This window comes from Ewingella allii, assembly GCF_044430645.1.
Taxonomy (GTDB): domain Bacteria; phylum Pseudomonadota; class Gammaproteobacteria; order Enterobacterales; family Enterobacteriaceae; genus Ewingella; species Ewingella allii.
The window spans coordinates 206,054-224,225 of the sequence record NZ_JAWUDN010000006.1; the positions used below are offsets into that span (position 1 = coordinate 206,054).

An 18,172-nucleotide genomic window follows, 5' to 3' on the forward strand; every position below is an offset into this window, starting at 1 on the left:
TCTCAGTAATTCTATAACCTCGCCATTCTACAAAGCTCGTTATTCTAAAAATCTACATCCATAAAAAAACCCCGCCTAGGCGGGGTTTTTAGTATCTGTCGTTAAACAGTAGAAAGCGGTATGACTTAAGCCTGTGGCTGAGTCACAACGTCTTTGATACCCTTAACTTCGATCTCTACGCGACGATCTGGAGCCAAGCAAGCGATCTGTGCTTTAGTAGCACGGCCAGCTTTGTAGCCACAGGTGTTGCCAGTGATTGAGTTAGTTTCACCCATACCACGTGCAGAGATTTTGTCTTTAGGAATGCCTTTAGATACCAGGTAGTCAACCACGGTTTGAGCGCGTTGCTCAGACAGTTTCTGGTTAGACTGCTCAGAACCTACTGCATCAGTGTAGCCCAGAACAACTACTGAACCGTCTTTCGGATCCAGTGAGCTCAGTTGGGTGTACAGCTGATCCAGAGCCTGCTGGCCTTCTGGTTTCAGGCTAGATTTACCGAAGGTGAACAGAACGTCAGACTTCAGGGTAAATTTCTTGGTTTCTACAACTGGAGCTGGTGCTGGTGCTGGAGCTGGTGCCGGAGCAGCTGCTTCATCTTGACCGAAACGGTAAGAAACACCCACAGACAGCATAGCGTTGTCAGGACGTGCGCCAACGGTAGCAGCATCACCGATGTTGTTAACCCATTGGTAATCCAGACGAGTAGCCCAGTTTTTGGTTACAGCGTATTCGAAACCAACGGCTGCCAGTGGAGAAACACCGGTGTCGTGATCGCTTACGCGAGCGCCAGTATCGCCAAAGTTACCTTTGGAGTCTGCACGCCAAACCATACCACCCAGACGAGTGTAGATGTCCAGATCGTCAGTCAGTGGGTAGCTCAGTTTAGCAGCAAGTTGAACGCCCTGTGCTTTGAAAGCACCGTTGTTCGTGTCGCCTTTGTAAGGCATGCGGCCAAGCCAGTCATATCCCATTTCAAAGCCCAGGTATTGGTTTGCTTGGTAACCCAAGAACGCACCTGCACCCAGTTGGCTTTCGTGGGTAGGGCCGTTGCCGATACCGTTGTAAGCGTTAGCGAAACCAGTGTCATGGTACTGGGACCAGCCCAGCTTACCACCGGTGTACCAGGTGTTATCTTTAGGGGCGGCTTGCGCTACGGTAGCGAAACCTGCCAGTGCCACTGCTAATGCGATAGCTGTCTTTTTCATTTTTGCGCCTCGTTATCATCCAAATAGGCAATTGAGCTTTAAGCTTTTAAGCCCTTGGTTATAAAATCCTTACGCCAAAGTTATTGCTTCCGTTAAGAACTTTGCCACTTTACGTTGGCATTATAAAGCAACCTTGGCGTTGTAAAGTCTACAACGTGGCGAGAAACTTACAAGCTTGATGTGTTAACAGCGTGGAAAAAAAAGGAAAAATGTACACATTTCTTAACATCAAAGGCCATTTGTTGACGAAACTTTGGAGTTAGTTGCACCGTGAAGGCGCAAATTTACCGATAAAAACCCACTTTTCAGCACAAATCACTAAAAAAGGGGGTAATTTCATCAGAACATTCCTAATTTGAACTAATGGTACACAGAGGACTGAATTTTTACTGTTGATTGCTGTCCATGAGCTGAGATTTGAGCATTTGTCGGTCTCATGATGAATCCGTAAGACCCTCCCTGAAGTGCTGCCAAGCGCAATCTTTCACGTTCTGCATCGTTTAAATCAGGCAGCCACCCCAAAACAACGCTGTAGTTCCCTGTCAAAAGTGCTTTTTCCATCGCATCTATCGGCGACATGGAATTCATTTGGCTAACCTGAACGATTTTGCTCACCGGCAATCCAGACTGAGACAACCAATTACGGCTCAGTTTCTGTTGCGGGGTTAACCACAGCAACCAACGTGACTGCAAACCTAAATGTTGCAGCACAGGTAATAATAGTTCCGACAATGCCGGCTGGCTTTCACAGTATACGAACTCTGTGAGCAGGCCACTATTTCTCGATATCGGTGTCGATTGTTTGACGTGCGGTGGAGTTACAGAAACCGCTTGATGCCGTAAATGATGATTTGTCAGAGCTTGAGTTCGCATGATGTATCCTGCCAGTGAGTAACTGTATGGATGTACAGTACTCGTTGGCTGGACAAAGATCAACCCAATTTTTTCCAAGAAATCTCGCAAAAATGGAAGGCAACGGAATGTAATCGCATTTTATGTTTGGTGCTGTGAGGGACTTTGCGTATTTTGCAAATAGCTTTACGAGTAACAACAAAGGGTACGTCTGGATTTATTCATGAAAGGATATCGCAATGATTAATCGTACAAAAATAAGAGTTTCTGAATCTCAAAAGTTATTTACCTGCCTGGGAAATATCCGTTCTCGCTCACAGTTTGGAGGCTATAGCCTGTCGGCTAACGGCGTGATGTTTGCCTTAGTTTCTGACGGGGATCTCTATCTGCGAGCAACGCCAGAAAATGAAATACATTTTCGCCGTATGGGGATGGAATCGCTGATTTATCGCAAACGGGGTATCGCGATAACCCTTCGCTATTTCAAAGTTCACCAGCAGCTTTGGCAAGACACTGCCCAGTTGATCACCCTTGCAAAGTGCTCTTTGCAAGGCATGTTAGACGATATGAAAACCAAAAAAGAGGGGGAGGCCAGACTGAAGGACCTGCCGAATATTTCGCTCAATCTGGAGCGTCTACTGTGGCAAGTCGGTATCTCTACCTCTTCACAACTGCGTGCGCAGGGGGCTTGTGTTACTTATCTTAAATTGAAATCAGTAAAGAAAAATCTGGGACTAAATGTATTGATTGCACTTGAAGCAGCGATACAGGGGTTCCATGAGGCTGCTTTACCTATGGCTTCCCGCGAAGTGTTAATGCAGTGGTTTAAATCTCATCAGCCGATGATCGATAAGACCGCTCGTTAAAAATAGCGCCAGCAAAGTGAGCGACTTTGCTGGCTTATCATTTCAACCCTAGAGGCTTTGGGCCGGTACGATTTTGCTATTTAAATTGGTGAATTCCGGCATATGTGCCAGCAACAGACCAATCTGTTGTAAGACCAGCTGTTCTTTGCTGTCGGATTCCGTGGTTCTTTGTTCAATACGGGCCATCAGTTGCTCAATGGCACGATGAACTTTCTCGGCATCTGCAGGTTCATGATGCAGCGCGTCATCAATGCAGCAGGCCGCGTCGTCGAGCAGTTTCAGGGTTTCTGCATCATGCAGCTTTTCCCGGTGTGCCCCCAGCGCCGAGATGTAACTCAGCATCGTGTGGTTTAAACACAGTAGGCGGAAAGCGGCTTCAAGGGTTTGCTGATCGTTATTCTTCTCCGACGTCATATTGGAAACGACAGAGGCAAGTTCCGCGTCACAGTTATGTGCGTCGCGACGAGCTAGCCGATAATCAAGACTATTATCTTTGCCCTGATGGTATTGAACCAGAATGGCATCCAGATAGCGGCAGTTGGCAGTAAATGTCTTATCCACCACCACGGGCAATTGCCTGAATCGCCAATCTGGCCAGATAAAACTCACTGCCGCCCAGGCGATAGCACATCCAATTAGCGTATCGATGACGCGCGGAATGGCAATTTCGAAGCCTTCACCCAACAGGTTAAAGCACAGCAAAACCAGCAGCGTAATGAACATCGTGGCATGGGCATACTGCACATTGCGGAAGGCAAAGAACAGCAAACCGCTGATAACAATGAGCACCATCTGGCCTTCAATAGAGGGCACGAAATAGAGAATTGGGATGCCTATGGCGATACCGGCCAGCGTGCCGATGATCCTCAATGCCAGACGACGACGGGTCGCGCTGTAGTTGGGCTGGCAGACAAAAAGGCTGGTCAGCAAAATCCAATACCCGTGATCTAAGCCGCTGATTTGGATAAAGGCATAGCCCATCGCTAAAACAATCGACATGCGAATGGCATGGCGGAAGAGGGCGGATTTCGGCGTGAGGTGGCGAGATATTCGCAGCCAAATGTCGTCGATTCCCGTCAGCTTGTCTTCGGCAAAGGTCTTGGTATTTTCCTGATTCTCCGGCAGCGCCTGCTCGGATTCGATGCTGGCAAGTTGTGCATCGATAGCCCGTAAGTTGATTAAGAGGTGGCGCAGCGCTTGCAGCATTTCTCGGTGCTGGGTCTGGGTATCGAGCCTTTTTAGGGCTTCATCAAGACGCAGGAAAGCCCGCTCAAACTGAGTGTTATGCTGGTATTTCTGGTGATAAAGAATGCACTGCGAAAGTTGAGCACAGGCTCGCGCCTGCATGCTCATTAAACGTTGGAAGCGGAAGAGAATATCGCTGTGGTGGAACTGCTCGCTGAGCTTTTTGTATTGCACATGGGAAGAGCTGGCGCGCTCGTGAATATCCTGCACCACAAAGTAGTAATGCAACGTTCGGCGCGTCCCTTTCTGCCCGCGATCGCCTTTCAGCCGGGTCTGGAGAGTGGTTTTAGTTTGGTTCAGGGTGGCCACTAACTGGCTATTAGCCATCGCCAGCGCCACCAACTCATTTTTATTGTCGCCTTCCTGATCTGGGTCGAACAACGTCGCTTTAGCTTCCAGATAGTGCGCTAAATGAGAATAGCTGCGAGAAATCAAGTCCTGTAGAGGGCGTATCGGGTAGAGAATGTGCCCCGCCAGCGTGAGCAGGTTGTACCACACTGCGCCGCATATCAGCAGCACAGGTTGCTGGTACCAGATGTGATACATGCTGGTGCCGAGCATGGTGTAGATGGCAATAAGCAGTGCGCCGAAGGCGATAGTGGCGTATCTCTGACCGAGCGCGCCGAGCAGGATAAACCCGCAGGTGGAGATCATCAGCCCCAAGGCAAACACCCATGGATAAGGAAAAAGCAGTTCAATAGAGGCTGATGCGATAAAGAAACAGACTAAGGTGATCAGCAGGTTACGCAGCCGCCCCGAGAGGCGGTCATCTAAGTCAGCCAGCGCAGCTGCCACCACGCCTAAAGTCAGAGGGATAGTCAGCGTGGGCAGCCCCAGCCACCAAGGCACGGCGGCCGCCCCGGTGAGCGCAATAAAAATGCGGATGTTGTAAAGGACGTTGCTGTTATAGGCATAACGTCTTAAACCCGGGGCGAAAGAGAACAAGGGAACTCCACTTAGCAAAAGGCTAATTAAAAAGCTGAAAACCTCAGCAATGATATAAAAGGTCTATAAATTAATGACTAACTTTATATTAACGAATGCGGCCATTGGACAAGTTGCGAGCCGCTTTGGCTTCCCGGACCTGTTTTGCCATTTCTACTGATACCACGCGACGGCCGACCGGCCAAAGCGCTATCACGGCAATTTTAAAATTGGCTATACCCACTGGAATACCAATAATAGTCAGGCATTGCACGATACCGGCCGTGATGTGGGACAAGCACAGCCACCAGCCGAAAAAGATAAACCAGAAGATGTTTAGCAGCGTGCCGGTGCCGGTTAAGATGGCATTGCTTTTCTCTGGATACAGATCGTTAACGTGCACGGCTTCATTGCCGAACGGAATCAACGACAGGCGGGTGATTTCCCAGCAAGAACGGGTCAGTGGCAGGGTAAAAATCAGCACGATGCTGATCAATGTGGCAAACAGCCAGGCCAGCGTGGTAAAAAAGCCACCCAGCACAAAGTTCAAAATGTTCAAAATTGCGCGCATGTTATCACTCAGTCATGTCAGAAAAGAGGGTAACGCCAGTGCGTTAACGGAAATCCTACGCTTTTTATTCTACCCTGATGTTGGGGGTAGAGCGCCAGTGCTTATCGCAGGTAAACTGAAGCAAATAATTCCTTAATTAATAACCAGCTACCCGTTAGCGGCTCCTAATACTAAGAAAATGGCGTGATGATATGGAACTGAAATCGACTTCATTTGGAAAACATCTGGCGCAGCACCCCTATAATCGGGTGCGGCTACTCAACGCAGGCGTCGAAGTCAGTGGCGATAAGCATCATTATCTCATCCCTTTCAACCAGTTAATTTCTATTCGCTGTAAACGTGGCATCGTCTGGGGCGAGCTGGAGTTTGAGCTACCGGAAGAAAAGGTCGTGCGCCTGCACGGCACGGAATGGCAGGAGACGCAGCAATTTTATCACCATCTTCTTAAAGTCTGGCGCAGCTGGAGTGAGGAGATGAGTGAGGTCAGCGCTGGCGTCTTGCGTCAGCAGGCGGAAAAGATCGCGCGCATTGAACAGCAGGATAAATGGTTCAAAAGCAGCGAGTTGGCCGCCGTGCAAAAAAGTATCGCCGAATCCTTTACCGCCGTGCCGGTGCCGGTTGAGCGTTTGCACGAGTTCAACAATTGTCGCGAAGACTACGAGCTGTGTCTGAGATGGCTGCGTCAGGGCAAAGAGAGCGTGGTGTCCCGCAATCAGGCATGGACTGAAAGAACTATCGAGCAGCATCGCGATTTCTTCGACAACATCGAAACCACTCCCCTTAATGACAGCCAGTGCCGCGCCGTGGTCAACGGCGAAGACGCCGTTTTAGTGCTTGCAGGGGCAGGGAGTGGCAAAACGTCGGTGCTGGTGGCCCGCGCGGGCTGGCTATTGTACCGTCAGGAAGCGATTGCAGAACAGATCCTGCTACTGGCGTTTGGTCGTCAGGCCGCAGACGAGATGAATGAAAGAATTAAAGAACGCCTGCACACCAGTGACATTAAAGCTAAAACCTTCCACGCTCTGGCGCTGCACATTATTCAGGAAGGGAGCAAGAAAACGCCAAAAATCAGCAAACTGGAAACTGATAGCAAAGCCCGTCGCAGCCTGTTGATCAAAACCTGGCAGCAGCAGTGTGCCGAGAAGAAAGTTCAGGCCAGCGGCTGGCGCGCATGGATGACCGAGGAACTAGAGTGGGAGGTTCCTGAAGGAGATTACTGGAAGAACAAAGCGCTGGCGGAGCGTTTAGGCAGCCGCCTCGAGCGCTGGCTGGGGCTGATGCGCATGCACGGCGGCAGTCAAGCTGAAATGGTGGAGCAGGCGTCCGACGAGGTGCGCGATCTGTTCCAGAAGCGGATTCGCCTGATGGCGCCACTGCTCAAAGCCTGGAAGTCAGCGCTGAAAGAAGAGGACGCCGTGGACTTCTCCGGGCTGATTCATCAGGCGGTCAATATTCTGGAGAAGGGGCGTTTTGTCAGCCCGTGGAAACACATCTTAGTTGATGAATTCCAAGATATTTCCCCGCAGAGGGCGCGCCTACTGGCCGCATTGCGCGAGCAAAATAGCTACACCAGCTTGTTTGCCGTTGGCGATGATTGGCAGGCTATCTATCGTTTCAGCGGCGCCGAGCTTTCCCTCACTACCGCCTTTGAAGGCCATTTTGGCGAAGGGGCGCAGTGCGCGCTGGATACCACCTATCGCTTTAACGATCGCATTGGTGAAATCGCCAATAAGTTTGTTCTGCAAAACCCGTATCAGTTGAAGAAGCCGTTGAATAGCTTGACTAAAGGCAGCAAGAAAAGCGTCACGATTTTGCCCAATGAACAGCTGGATGCCCTGCTGGATAAGCTGAGCGGCTTCGCCAAAGCCGATGAAAAAATTCTGATTCTGGCGCGTTATCACCATCTGAGGCCGGAGGTTTTGCAGAAAGCGGCGACGCGCTGGCCTAAGCTCAATATCGAATTTATGACCATTCACGCCAGCAAAGGGCAGCAGGCGGAGTATGTGATTATTGTCGGTTTGCACGAGGGCAATGACGGTTTTCCGGCCCCGGCGCGCGAATCTTTGTTGGAAGAGGTGTTACTGCCCGAGCCAGAGGATTTTGCCGATGCCGAAGAGCGCCGCTTGCTGTATGTGGCGATCACCCGCGCCAAGCATCAGGTGTGGCTAATGCAGGATAAATCGCAGCCTTCAGTGTTTGTTGCCCAGCTTGAAGATTTGGGCGTGCCGGCGCAGAGAAAGCCGTAATCTGGCTCCGTAATACAGTAAAACGCCCCCGTGAATGGGGGCGTTTTACTTAGGATTTCAGGCGGGAAAGCAGGTAATTTTGGTAGTCGGGAATAGAAATCTCGACTTCATTTTTAAATAGCGGCGAGGCGATAAGGAAATCGGCGGTAGCAAGGTTAGTGGCAACCGGAATGTTCCACACGGTGGCGAGGCGCAGCAGGGCTTTAACGTCGGGGTCGTGCGGCACGGCATTCAGCGGGTCCCAGAGAAAAATCAGCAGATCAATCTTCCCTTCGGCGATCATCGCGCCCACCTGTTGATCCCCACCCATCGGGCCGCTGAGCATGCTTTTCACGTCAATTCCGGTATTGCGCTGCACCAGATTCCCGGTGGTGCCGGTGGCATACAGGGTGTGCTGCGACAGCTCCGCGACGTTCTTATCAACCCATCTCATCAACATGTTTTTGCAGTGATCGTGGGCAACCAGCGCGATATGCTTTTTTTTACCAATGGTGCGGGTGGTGAATTCCATAAACATTCCCTTCGACGCCAAATAGAGTTGCGTCCAGAGTACTGAAACTCATATTTTCTGCATAGCTCTGATACAACAATTCAGCCGAACGTTGAGGTTTTTCGTGACATCAGGCTGATAATGGTGGGTTTTTCAGGATGAAGGGAAGCTGAACCAAGAGAAAAAACGGCCGACGTGTGGGGAGGCGACCAGCTTAGGCCAGCTCGTTTTACCCGGGCTGCTGTGCTTTTGGCTGGAAACGTTGAGCATCGACAGTGATGTGGTAGTGAACAGTGAGCTGTCCCGCTGCTGTACGGCAGTGGCGAAGGCCGGCACGGACGCTCGCAGGCCAGATAAGTTATAGCGCAGCATCACCTTTTCTAAATCAGTCGCATTGCCATAAACCACCTGACGAAGCACGTCGCGGCGGCTCGGAATGTCTCGACCGTCTTGATCAACAAGGCGATAATTGAGCTTTCTGCTAAAGAATGCGGCATCCATTTCGTTATTCAGCGTTGGCAAAATGAAGGAAGCCGAACGAACCCCTTTGGCGCTAAAGCTGACTATCATGGCGGGGGAGTGGTACATCAGGGCATTCATGGTGGCCGGATGCAGGTTTTTGCTGACCTGGAATAAAATCTGATGCTGTCCTGCATCGACTTCAAGGCTTTCAGCCCCTTTGAGAATAGCGCCGGATATACGTTTTCCATCCAGCACTAGCAGGTCGATATCCGATGAAAGTTTCAGACTGGTCGCGCAAACGGGTGCCAACAGGCTAACCGACATTAAAGCGGCCATTAATCTGACTTTCATACTTCACTCCTTACCTTTCACTGACAGCCTCTATTATTGAGCAATGCGGCGAATGTGTCAAAACTTTACAGGATGTATTTATTGTTACATTTATAGCCATTTTCTTGGCAATCAGTGCTTTCTGCCGCAGTTTTAAGCTAAAAACTGCCGAAGTTTTGACACTGAGTTAAACTGGTAATACGTCGCTTAATGAGGGAAATGGCATGCAAGATAATGACATCGTCACCATCTTAAAAGAGATGAAAACTATTGCGCTGGTGGGGGCGAGTGACAAGCTGAACAGGCCGAGCAACGGCGTCATGGCTTATTTATTGTCTCAGGGATATGAGGTAACCCCTGTCAGCCCGAAACTGGCTGGAAGCACGCTGCACGGACAGAAGGTCTACGCCACGCTGGCGGATATTCCCCATGAGATTGATATGGTTGACGTTTTCCGCAATACCGAGGCGGCTTACGGCGTCGCGCAAGAGGCCATCGATATTGGCGCGAAAGTGCTATGGCTACAGTTGGGGGTGATTAGCGAACAAGCGGCGGTGCTGGCTAAACAGGCCGGTCTGAAAGTGGTCATGGATAAATGCCCGAAAATTGAAATTCCGCGCTTAGGTCTGGAGAAGTAGGTCTGGCCATAAATCTGCTGCATGTGGACATAAAAAAACCGACCCAAAAGAGTCGGTTTTTTATTTCCGCCCTCAGCAGGATTAGTGGCGAAGGCGCGGTAAGGTCAATTGGCTGCGAATAGATTCTGCCAAATCATCCAAAGAGCTTTGTTCTGGGTGAGAACGCGCCGCTTCGTGATCAATTTGGATCTCTGCCAGATAAGTATGTACCGGCTCGCCCTTATCGTCTTCCATCACCACGTGATACCAAGGCGCGGTGCGCATAGAGTCATCCGTCTCGAGTTCTTCAACCTTTGGCTTCTCTAGCGAATACTCTGCGTCCACGTCAATCACTACGCCGAGATAACCTAACATTCTGTGGCGTACTTGCTGGCCAATACCGAATTTGCTGGCGATCATAGTCATCTCCTGAAAAATTACCTTAACGTCTATATGGAGGTTAGCGGCACTATTTCAAGTTTTGACCCTGTTTCTTGACGTTAATTCAGGTTCTGTGCCGAGATAAGGCACAGAACGATAAATTTACGACATCACTACGCAGGCGAAGCCTTTCAGGTACAGACCTTCCGGGTAAGAACCGATAACCGGATGGTCAGCAGCCTGACGGAACTGCTCCACGAACTGGATCTCGCGATTGGCGTCCAGCGCCGCGTCGGCCAGAATTTTCTGGAACAGATCGGTCGGCAGCAGGCCGGAACAGGAGAAACTTAACAAAATGCCGCCCGGACGCAGTAACTGCAACGCCAGCATGTTGATATCTTTGTAGCCACGGCAGGCGCTGGCCAGCTGGCTCTTGTTTTCAACAAATTTTGGCGGGTCCATGACGATCATGTCGAACTGCACGCCTTCGGCACGGTACTTGCGCAGCAGTTGGAACACGTCTTCGCGCACGAACTCGGCTTTCGACAGATCCAGATTATTCAGCTCAACGTTTTGACGAGCGATGTCCAGCGCGTCTTGCGAGGTATCAACGTTAGTCACTTTCTCACAGCCGCCCATCAGCGCCGACACGGCAAAAGCGCCGGTGTAAGAGAAGCAGTTTAGGACTTTGCGGCCTTCGGCATATTTACGCGCAGCTAGGCGGCTATCGCGCTGGTCGAGATAGAAACCGGTTTTGTGACCCTGTTTGATGTCCACCAGCAGGCTCATGCCGTGCTCTTGGATCGGCAGCAGGGCAGGTGGCTCGGCACCAATCACGTGGCCCTGAGTCAGCTCTAAACCCTCTTTCTTACGCACGGCGACGTCGGAGCGATCCCAGATAGCGCATTCCGGGTAACATTTTTGCAGCGCGGCCAGCAGAGGGGCGCGCTGGTATTCAGCACCGGCTGAAAGCAGTTGCAGCACGAGGAAATTCTGGAAACGGTCGATGGTGATACCCGGCAAACCGTCAGACTCACCGGCAATCAGGCGATAGCCATCAAGCCCGTCACGCTTGGCAATCCAGTTACGCCAGCTTTGCGCTTGCTGTAAACGACGCACGAAAAATTCGATATCGATATCTTCGTCCTGGCGGAAGGTCCAGACGCGCGCGCGGATTTGCGACGACGGAGAATATGCACCGCGAGCCAGCCATTTCCCGTGACTGTCTACAATATCAATAGTATCGCCAGAGTTTGCTTTACCTTCGACACGGGTTACTGCACCGGAAAATACCCACGGGTGGCGGCGTAAGAGAGATTTTTCGCGGCCTTTGGCCAAGAATAAACGAGCAGTCATAGAATTAGGTTCTGTCAGTTCGGGGCAAAAAAGAGCGTCATTGTCCGAGCAAGCAGTCTAAATTGCAACGAACCATACCGCTAACGGAGAGAATATTATGGCAAAAGTCAGTATAGCCGCCTATGTCTACGGCCGGGTGCAGGGCGTAGGATTTCGTTTCGCGACGCAACAGCAGGCCAACGGCTTGGGCCTGACGGGCTATGCGAGAAACTTGGATGATGGCAGCGTAGAAGTCATTGTTTGCGGCGAGCAGGAGCAGGTGGATCAACTGCTGGCGTGGCTTAAACTGGGTGGCCCGAAACACGCCAAGGTAGATAAAGTGTTAAGCGAGCCCGCGCCACCGGAAGATTATGGCGAATTTAAAATCCGCCATTAGTTTTCGCTATCCCCTAAAAGCTACAGGCATTTGACCGGTTTTGGCAGGCCAGCAATTTTGGTGGCTTGCTTCGCCGGGCCTTTAGGGAACAGTCGGAACAGGTAGCGGCTGTTGCCTTTCTCTTCGCCATATTTTTGCGCCATGGCTTTGACCAGCATGCGAATGGCGGGAGAGGTATTGAATTCGAGATAGAATTCCCGCACAAAGCGCACCACTTCCCAGTGAGCTTCGGTCAGCACGATCTCTTCTTCTTCCGCCAATATAGGGGCCAGATCTTCGTGCCAATCAGCACTGTTTTTTAGGTAGCCCTGAGCATCGGTTTCTATCTCGCGGCCTGCAAACTCCAACATAACACCTCAATTCTCAATAAAACGCTGCGCGCAGTTTAGCAAAAAGGCCTGAGCCGCAAAATAAAAAGCCCCGCTTTCGCGAGGCTTGGCTGGCTGAAGGGCCGAATTAGTTGCTGCGGGACAAACCTAAGATGCTCAGCAGGCTGACAAATACGTTATACAGAGAAACGTACAGGCTCACCGTGGCACGAATATAGTTGGTTTCGCCGCCGTGAATAATGTTACTGGTTTCCCACAGGATTGCGCCTGCGGAGAACAGGATGAACAGGCAGCTAATCGCCAGTGACAGGGCAGGGATCTGCAGGAACAGGTTAGCGATAACCGCTACCAGCAGCACCACGAAGCCCGCCATCATCATGCCTGACAGGAAGGACATGTCCTTACGGGTGGTCAGCACGTAGGCTGAACAGCAGAAGAACACCAGCGCCGTGCCACCAAGGGCCAGCATAATGATGTCACCCGCGCCAACCGAAAGCAGGGAGCTAAGCAGTGGGCCGAGGGTGTAACCCATAAAGCCGGTCAGGGCGAAGGCCGCCAGAATACCCACAGGGCGGTCAGCCGTGCGGTAAGTCAGGAACATCAACCCGTAGAAACCCACCAGCGTCAGCAGCATACCCGGCGAAGGTAAACGCAGCAGGGTGCTAGCGGTAGCCGTAATAGCGGAAACGCCGAGCGTCAGCGCCAGCAGGAAATAGGTATTACGTAGAACTCTGTGGGTGCTTAACAGCGCGCCCGCACGAGAGGAGGAAGAGGCAACAATACGTTCCATTTAAAATCTCACTTATCGACAAAAGTTGGAGTCGGTGAAAATACAATCAGCCTTGAATAGTAGATAGTTACCTGCCGTGATTAAAGGCGTTTTACCCTTCTTTACCCATGAGTTACCGCCAACTCGCCGTAGAAATGACGCTTCCCTGTTTTAAAACTGGCCGTAATGTCGATTTAATCATCATTTGAAACGCCAGTGCCTGTTTTTCAGGCAAACGAACATAATCAGGCTTTACAACCTAATGGCCTATGTTTATAGTTCGCTTCGTTGCGGAGGGGTGGCCGAGCGGCTGAAGGCACCGGTCTTGAAAACCGGCGATGGGAAACCATTCAAGAGTTCGAATCTCTTCTCCTCCGCCATATACAACACAAGAAAGCTGCTAAGAAATTAGCGGCTTTTTTTTGTCTCTGCGTTTTGGTATTCCCTGTCTCGACCTTCCCATGTTTCTTCCTTTGTTCGATTTCTCGGCAATTAATGAATTTTGCAAGAATGCTTATTAAATCAACAAAATAGAACGAAAATAATGTTTGCATCTTCTTCTGCTTCTTGTATACTACGCCCCGTCTGATGAGCACTGCTCTTGAGACAGATTGTTGTTGCGGAGGGGTGGCCGAGCGGCTGAAGGCACCGGTCTTGAAAACCGGCGATGGGAAACCATTCAAGAGTTCGAATCTCTTCTCCTCCGCCATTAACAACAACGCAAATGAGCTGCTAAGTGATTAGCGGCTTTTTTTGTGCCTAAAATTCACCGAAATCTCACTTTTCCCCTCTTTCTGCATTTTTCCTAGGCTGTTTACCCCCGGTTTTTAACTCTTTCTTGAGGGTTTTTTCGTGGTGTTAATGGTGTTAATTGCCTAAAAAATGCCCCGTCTCACAATTCGCGAACATAACCCGTTAACCTGATTGCGCAGGAAGTGGCACTGCCTATATGTTGATTTTTAGTTTCCCAAATGTAACTAGAGGTTAACAATAATGTCTAAGAAATTACGTATCTCTCTGATTGCTACTGCCGTTTTGATGTCTTCCTCTGCAATCTCTGCATTACCTCAAGGGTACCCGGCTGACTACCAGAAGCTGGTCGACGGCGCCAAGAAAGAGGGCAAAGTCGTTATTTATTCCACCACCGACGTTAAGGCCGCAGGGCCGCTGATCCAGGGCTTTGAAGCGACTTATCCGGGTGTGAAAGTCGAATACAACGACATGAACAGCACCGAGCTGTACAACCGTTTTATTAGTGAGCAGGCGGCGGGCGGCAACAGCGGCGACGTGGTGTGGAGTTCCTCCATGGACACCGCGCTGAAGCTGGCGACCGACTACGCGCAGGAATATACCTCGCCGGAACATGGGCAACTGCCTAAGTGGGCAGTGTGGAAAGAGAAGGCTTACGGCACCACCTATGAGCCAGTGGTGTTTATCTACAACAAACGCCTGATCCCAGCCGGTGACGTGCCGGACTCTCATGCGGCCTTGGCTAAGCTGATTGCCAGCCAGACCGACAAATTCAAGAAGAAAGTCACCACCTATGACATTGAGAAATCAGGTCTGGGCTTCATGCTTTCCGTTGAAGATTTCAAGGCTGACCCGAACTACTTCAAAACGCTGGCTGACGTCGCCAAGGGCGGCTTAGCCGTGCAGTCCTCCACCGGCACCATGATGGAAAGGGTGTCGTCTGGCGAAAACCTGATTGGTTTTAACATCTTAGGCTCCTACGCCGAGGCCCGCGCCAAAACTGATCCGTCTCTCGGGATCTCCTATCCGAAGGATTACACGCTGGTCCTGTCCCGCGTCTCCTTTATCAGCAAAGAAGCCAAAAACAGCAACGCGGCGCGCCTGTGGCTGGACTACGTGCTGTCGGAAAAAGGCCAAAGCATCCTGGCGAATCAGGGCGACATTCCTTCCATCCGTAACGACATCGAAGGCAATAACGATATCGACGGTATGACCAAAATGTTGGGTAACGCCCTCAAACCTATCCCGGTTGATGAAACGCTGCTGGAGTACTTACAGCAGAAAAAACGCCTTGATTACATCAAGCAATGGCGCGAGGCCGCGGCCAAATAAAATACTCGTCATCCTTCGAGCCACAGGGGCGACTCACCCGAATCACTGACTTGAGTAAGCACATCGGGGGTCATTTGCTTGCCGCCTTCCTATGACTCAAATGATTTAGGGTATTGATTGATTTAAATCGGTAAAACGGGATGCGCGTCGGTGAAAAAGGGCGCGTATCCCCTCGATTTGCTCTGACCGTCTTCATTTGCATGGCTCAGAGCGCATAACCGAAGGGACGTGACATGATTGCATTACGCAGAAAGTGGCAGAGCCTGCCGCGCAGCGTAGTGGTGTTGATAACCGCGCTGGTTATCTACATTCCACTGTCGTTTATCGTTATACAAAGTTTTCTCTCGGCGCCATTCTTTTCGCCTTCGAAGGAGTTCAGCCTTGAATCCTTTGAATTTATCTTCACCGATCCTGATTTCTATAAGGCGCTGAAAAGCGGCTTTATTCTGGCCTTTGGGCTGATTGTCATTTCTATTCCTCTGGGCGGTATTCTGGCGTTCCTGATGGTGCGCACCGATTTACCGGGAAGACGGCTGATCGAGCCGCTGATCCTGGTGCCGATTTTCGTCTCGCCAATGGTATTGGGCTTTGGTTACGTGGTGGCGGCGGGGCCGGTGGGATTCTTCTCCCTGTGGGCTGAATCGCTGTTCGGTTTCGTACCGTGGAACATCTATGCCATGTCGAGCATCGTGGTGATCGCGGGCCTGACTCACGTGCCGCACGCCTACCTTTATATCTCCTCAGCGCTGCGCAGCGTTGGGTCAGATGTAGAAGAGGCCGCGCGCACGGCGGGGGCCACGCCGCTACAGGTCATGACCGCCGTCAGCCTGCCGATGGTGCGCCCGTCAATCCTCTACGCCAGCGTGCTGCTGTTTTTCCTCGGGCTGGAAGTGTTCGGCCTGATGCTGGTGTTGGGCGACCCGGAAGGCAACATGGTGCTGGCCACTTACCTTTATAAGCTGACCAACAAGCTCGGCACGCCGTCTTATCACCTGATGGCCGCCGTCGCCGTGGTGCTGATTTGTATCACCGTGCCGCTGGTGATGCTGCAACGCCGCCTGATGCGCACCGCCAACCGTTTTGTCACCGTCAAAGGTAAGGCCTCGCAGGCTCGCGCACTGCCTCTGGGCAAATGGCGCTGGGTGGCTGGCGCGGTGGTGGCATTCTGGCTGACCGTCACTATCGGCGTGCCGCTGGTGGGCGTGGTGCTGCGCGCCTTTATCTCCAACTGGGGCGTCGGCGTGTCGCTGTGGGACGAACTTTCGCTCAATACTTTCCGCACCATTTGGGAACAGCCAAACCTGCTGCGGGCGATTGTGAACTCAATGGCAATTGGCGTCTTTGGCGGGGCGCTGGCGGTAGTTTGCTACCTGTTCATCGGCATCGCCATGCACCGCAAGCCGGACGGCGTGACGCGCTTCCTCGACTACAGCGTATTGGTGCCGCGCGCGGTGCCGGGCCTGCTGGCCGGTCTGGCCTTCTTGTGGGTGTTCCTGTTCCTGCCGATGTGGCTTGATAACGCGCTGAAATCGGGCTGGCTCTCTGGCCTGCCGGTGTCTGAGTGGCTGCGTGAGAATCTGGTGGTGTGGCTGCGTTCGCTGCGCAGCACCATCTTCAGCGTCTGGCTAGCCTATACCGTGGTGTGGATGGCTTACGGCCTGCGGCTTATCTCTTCGACCCTGCTTCAGGTCGGGCCGGAGCTGGAAGAGGCGGCACGCAGCACGGGCGCCACCCGTGGACAAATCACCCGCCACGTCACCATCCCGCTGTCGCGTTATGGCCTGATTGGCTCCTGGTTGCTGATGTTCCTGATTTTCGAGCGCGAATATTCCACCGGCGTCTATCTGTTGTCGCCGGGCACGGAGACTATCGGCTCAATGCTGGTTTCCCTGTGGGCGGCGGGGGCGATTGATATCGTGGCCGCGCTCTCCTTTATTAACATCCTGCTGGTGGTGTTAGGTCTGGGTATTGCCTTACGTTTTGGAGTCAAATTACATGATTGAGTTAAGCGTCGATAATCTGCATTTAACCTATGGCGACAACCCGGTGCTGAAAGGCGTATCCATGGATTTAAAACGTGGAGAAGTGGTGTCACTCCTTGGGCCATCCGGCAGTGGCAAAACCACGCTGTTGCGCGCCGTGGCGGGGCTGGAGAAGCCGACGCAGGGTCGCATTGTGATCGGGAAAAACACCGTTTACGACGGCAGCCCGCGCAGCGAAATCCCGGCCGAAGAGCGCAATTTGGGGCTGGTGTTCCAGTCCTACGCCCTATGGCCGCACAAAACCGTGTTCGAAAACGTGGCTTACCCGCTGAAACTGCGCAAAGTGGCCTCGGGCGAAATGAACCAGCGGGTGCAATCGGTGCTAGACCAGCTCGGGCTGGGGCATCTCGGCAAGCGCCACCCGCACCAGCTGTCTGGTGGTCAGCAGCAGCGCGTGGCCATTGGCCGTGCCCTGGTTTATAACCCGCCGGTGATTTTGCTGGATGAGCCACTCTCCAACCTTGATGCCAAACTGCGCGAGGAAGCACGCGTCTTCCTGCGCGAACTGATCATTAAGCTAGGCCTGTCGGCGCTGATGGTCACCCACGACCAGAACGAGGCGATGGCGATTTCCGACCGCATTTTGCTGCTCAACAATGGCAAAATTGAACAGCAGGGCACGCCGCAGGAGATGTACGGTTCGCCGAAAACCCTGTTTACCGCCGAGTTTATGGGCAGCAATAACCGTCTGCACGGCAAAATCACTGAGCTGAGCAACGGCAGGGCGCGCATTGAAGGTAAGGATTGGGCGCTGTGGGGGCTGGCGGGCGAGGGCGTGCAGGTCGGGCAGCAAGCCACGGCGGTGATCCGCGTCGAGCAGGTGAAACTGGGCGATAGCGCCGAGGGCAACCAAATCGAGCTGCCGCTCCTAACCAGCATGTATCTTGGCGATCGCTGGGAATACCTGTTCCGCACGGTCGCCGAAGATTTTGTGGTTCGCGCTTATGGCAGTGAAGTGCGCGGTCAGGAGATGTTCCGCCTGTCGCTACCCGCTGAACATCTGTGGATCTTCCCGAAAATCTGATGTGA

Annotated in this window: 17 protein-coding genes and 2 tRNA genes; 9 read left to right on the forward strand and 10 right to left on the reverse strand. The window is 52.0% G+C overall.

Features of this window, described 5'->3' with window-relative positions:
• Positions 1–125: 125 nt before the first annotated feature.
• Together ompA and sulA are read right to left on the reverse strand one after the other, a co-directional pair.
• Positions 126–1,205 carry a porin OmpA gene (gene ompA, locus SBO83_RS14840; RefSeq protein ID WP_353501580.1) on the reverse strand — a complete coding sequence of 360 codons (1,080 nt, stop codon included), beginning with the start codon at positions 1,203–1,205 and terminating at the stop codon, positions 126–128.
• 360 nt (positions 1,206–1,565) lie between these two features.
• Positions 1,566–2,078, reverse strand: a complete 513-nt coding sequence (gene sulA, locus SBO83_RS14845; protein WP_396132030.1) for an SOS-induced cell division inhibitor SulA — start codon at positions 2,076–2,078, stop codon at positions 1,566–1,568.
• 218 nt (positions 2,079–2,296) lie between these two features.
• Here sulA and SBO83_RS14850 point away from each other — a divergent pair, with 218 nt between their 5' ends.
• A complete protein-coding gene (locus SBO83_RS14850; protein ID WP_396132031.1) occupies positions 2,297–2,923 on the forward strand; it encodes a TfoX/Sxy family DNA transformation protein in 627 nt (208 codons plus the stop codon).
• A gap of 48 nt (positions 2,924–2,971) precedes the next feature.
• Here the strand turns inward: SBO83_RS14850 and yccS are convergent, their stop codons facing one another.
• Positions 2,972–5,113, reverse strand: a complete 2,142-nt coding sequence (yccS, locus tag SBO83_RS14855) for a YccS family putative transporter (protein WP_396132032.1) — start codon at positions 5,111–5,113, stop codon at positions 2,972–2,974.
• Between the two features lie 88 nt (positions 5,114–5,201).
• Complete coding sequence (locus SBO83_RS14860; RefSeq protein ID WP_353501584.1) at positions 5,202–5,663, reverse strand: YccF domain-containing protein; 462 nt, start codon at positions 5,661–5,663, stop codon at positions 5,202–5,204.
• Between the two features lie 191 nt (positions 5,664–5,854).
• Here SBO83_RS14860 and helD point away from each other — a divergent pair, with 191 nt between their 5' ends.
• Positions 5,855–7,909: a DNA helicase IV gene (gene helD, locus SBO83_RS14865; protein ID WP_396132033.1), complete on the forward strand. Its 2,055-nt coding sequence runs from the start codon at positions 5,855–5,857 to the stop codon at positions 7,907–7,909.
• Between the two features lie 49 nt (positions 7,910–7,958).
• Here the strand turns inward: helD and SBO83_RS14870 are convergent, their stop codons facing one another.
• Both SBO83_RS14870 and SBO83_RS14875 read right to left on the reverse strand, forming a co-directional pair.
• Entirely contained in the window at positions 7,959–8,420 is a 462-nt protein-coding gene (locus SBO83_RS14870) for a methylglyoxal synthase (protein ID WP_396132034.1), read from the reverse strand.
• A 132-nt stretch (positions 8,421–8,552) separates the two neighbouring features.
• The gene (locus SBO83_RS14875) at positions 8,553–9,212 is read right to left on the reverse strand and encodes a DUF2057 family protein (protein ID WP_396132035.1); all 660 of its coding nucleotides are present in this window, start codon (positions 9,210–9,212) and stop codon (positions 8,553–8,555) included.
• A 203-nt stretch (positions 9,213–9,415) separates the two neighbouring features.
• Here SBO83_RS14875 and SBO83_RS14880 point away from each other — a divergent pair, with 203 nt between their 5' ends.
• A complete protein-coding gene (locus tag SBO83_RS14880; protein ID WP_396132036.1) occupies positions 9,416–9,829 on the forward strand; it encodes a CoA-binding protein in 414 nt (137 codons plus the stop codon).
• 81 nt (positions 9,830–9,910) lie between these two features.
• Here the strand turns inward: SBO83_RS14880 and hspQ are convergent, their stop codons facing one another.
• The gene (hspQ, locus tag SBO83_RS14885) at positions 9,911–10,228 is read right to left on the reverse strand and encodes a heat shock protein HspQ (RefSeq protein ID WP_353501589.1); all 318 of its coding nucleotides are present in this window, start codon (positions 10,226–10,228) and stop codon (positions 9,911–9,913) included.
• Positions 10,229–10,351: 123 nt separating this feature from the next.
• Entirely contained in the window at positions 10,352–11,545 is a 1,194-nt protein-coding gene (rlmI, locus tag SBO83_RS14890) for a 23S rRNA (cytosine(1962)-C(5))-methyltransferase RlmI (RefSeq protein ID WP_353501590.1), read from the reverse strand.
• A 97-nt stretch (positions 11,546–11,642) separates the two neighbouring features.
• Between rlmI and yccX the strand changes: the two genes are divergently transcribed.
• On the forward strand, positions 11,643–11,921 hold the full coding sequence (gene yccX / locus SBO83_RS14895) for an acylphosphatase (RefSeq protein ID WP_396132037.1): 279 nt from the start codon (positions 11,643–11,645) through the stop codon (positions 11,919–11,921).
• Positions 11,922–11,941: 20 nt separating this feature from the next.
• Here yccX and tusE read toward each other — a convergent pair whose 3' ends face one another.
• Together tusE and yccA are read right to left on the reverse strand one after the other, a co-directional pair.
• Positions 11,942–12,271: a sulfurtransferase TusE gene (gene tusE / locus SBO83_RS14900; protein ID WP_396132038.1), complete on the reverse strand. Its 330-nt coding sequence runs from the start codon at positions 12,269–12,271 to the stop codon at positions 11,942–11,944.
• Between the two features lie 106 nt (positions 12,272–12,377).
• A complete protein-coding gene (gene yccA, locus SBO83_RS14905) occupies positions 12,378–13,040 on the reverse strand; it encodes an FtsH protease modulator YccA (RefSeq protein WP_034789313.1) in 663 nt (220 codons plus the stop codon).
• A 271-nt stretch (positions 13,041–13,311) separates the two neighbouring features.
• On the opposite strand from yccA, the gene SBO83_RS14910 reads away from it, so the two are divergent.
• The 5 genes from SBO83_RS14910 to SBO83_RS14930 all read left to right on the forward strand — a co-directional run bounded on the left by SBO83_RS14910 (position 13,312) and on the right by SBO83_RS14930 (position 18,167).
• A tRNA-Ser gene (locus tag SBO83_RS14910) sits at positions 13,312–13,399 on the forward strand.
• Between the two features lie 241 nt (positions 13,400–13,640).
• Positions 13,641–13,728: transfer RNA gene (locus tag SBO83_RS14915), tRNA-Ser, on the forward strand.
• A gap of 284 nt (positions 13,729–14,012) precedes the next feature.
• The gene (locus SBO83_RS14920; protein ID WP_353501593.1) at positions 14,013–15,101 is read left to right on the forward strand and encodes an ABC transporter substrate-binding protein; all 1,089 of its coding nucleotides are present in this window, start codon (positions 14,013–14,015) and stop codon (positions 15,099–15,101) included.
• Between the two features lie 233 nt (positions 15,102–15,334).
• A complete protein-coding gene (locus SBO83_RS14925) occupies positions 15,335–17,104 on the forward strand; it encodes an ABC transporter permease (protein ID WP_034789316.1) in 1,770 nt (589 codons plus the stop codon).
• Positions 17,097–18,167, forward strand: coding sequence for an ABC transporter ATP-binding protein (locus tag SBO83_RS14930; protein WP_353501594.1), 1,071 nt, complete (start codon positions 17,097–17,099; stop codon positions 18,165–18,167). The genes SBO83_RS14925 and SBO83_RS14930 overlap by 8 nt, the downstream gene beginning before the upstream one ends.
• Positions 18,168–18,172 lie beyond the last annotated feature (5 nt).

Excerpts from the sequence above, each read along its gene's own strand:
- SBO83_RS14860 (WP_353501584.1), bottom strand. The coding sequence starts at position 5,663 with ATGCGCGCAATTTTGAACATTTTGAACTTTGTGCTGGGTGGCTTTTTT.
- SBO83_RS14875 (WP_396132035.1), bottom strand. The coding sequence starts at position 9,212 with ATGAAAGTCAGATTAATGGCCGCTTTAATGTCGGTTAGCCTGTTGGCA.
- SBO83_RS14930 (WP_353501594.1), top strand. The coding sequence starts at position 17,097 with ATGATTGAGTTAAGCGTCGATAATCTGCATTTAACCTATGGCGACAAC.
- tusE (WP_396132038.1), bottom strand. The coding sequence starts at position 12,271 with ATGTTGGAGTTTGCAGGCCGCGAGATAGAAACCGATGCTCAGGGCTAC.
- yccX (WP_396132037.1), top strand. The coding sequence starts at position 11,643 with ATGGCAAAAGTCAGTATAGCCGCCTATGTCTACGGCCGGGTGCAGGGC.
- SBO83_RS14920 (WP_353501593.1), top strand. The coding sequence starts at position 14,013 with ATGTCTAAGAAATTACGTATCTCTCTGATTGCTACTGCCGTTTTGATG.
- helD (WP_396132033.1), top strand. The coding sequence starts at position 5,855 with ATGGAACTGAAATCGACTTCATTTGGAAAACATCTGGCGCAGCACCCC.
- SBO83_RS14880 (WP_396132036.1), top strand. The coding sequence starts at position 9,416 with ATGCAAGATAATGACATCGTCACCATCTTAAAAGAGATGAAAACTATT.
- ompA (WP_353501580.1), bottom strand. The coding sequence starts at position 1,205 with ATGAAAAAGACAGCTATCGCATTAGCAGTGGCACTGGCAGGTTTCGCT.
- rlmI (WP_353501590.1), bottom strand. The coding sequence starts at position 11,545 with ATGACTGCTCGTTTATTCTTGGCCAAAGGCCGCGAAAAATCTCTCTTA.
- SBO83_RS14870 (WP_396132034.1), bottom strand. The coding sequence starts at position 8,420 with ATGGAATTCACCACCCGCACCATTGGTAAAAAAAAGCATATCGCGCTG.
- sulA (WP_396132030.1), bottom strand. The coding sequence starts at position 2,078 with ATGCGAACTCAAGCTCTGACAAATCATCATTTACGGCATCAAGCGGTT.
- SBO83_RS14850 (WP_396132031.1), top strand. The coding sequence starts at position 2,297 with ATGATTAATCGTACAAAAATAAGAGTTTCTGAATCTCAAAAGTTATTT.
- hspQ (WP_353501589.1), bottom strand. The coding sequence starts at position 10,228 with ATGATCGCCAGCAAATTCGGTATTGGCCAGCAAGTACGCCACAGAATG.
- SBO83_RS14925 (WP_034789316.1), top strand. The coding sequence starts at position 15,335 with ATGATTGCATTACGCAGAAAGTGGCAGAGCCTGCCGCGCAGCGTAGTG.
- yccA (WP_034789313.1), bottom strand. The coding sequence starts at position 13,040 with ATGGAACGTATTGTTGCCTCTTCCTCCTCTCGTGCGGGCGCGCTGTTA.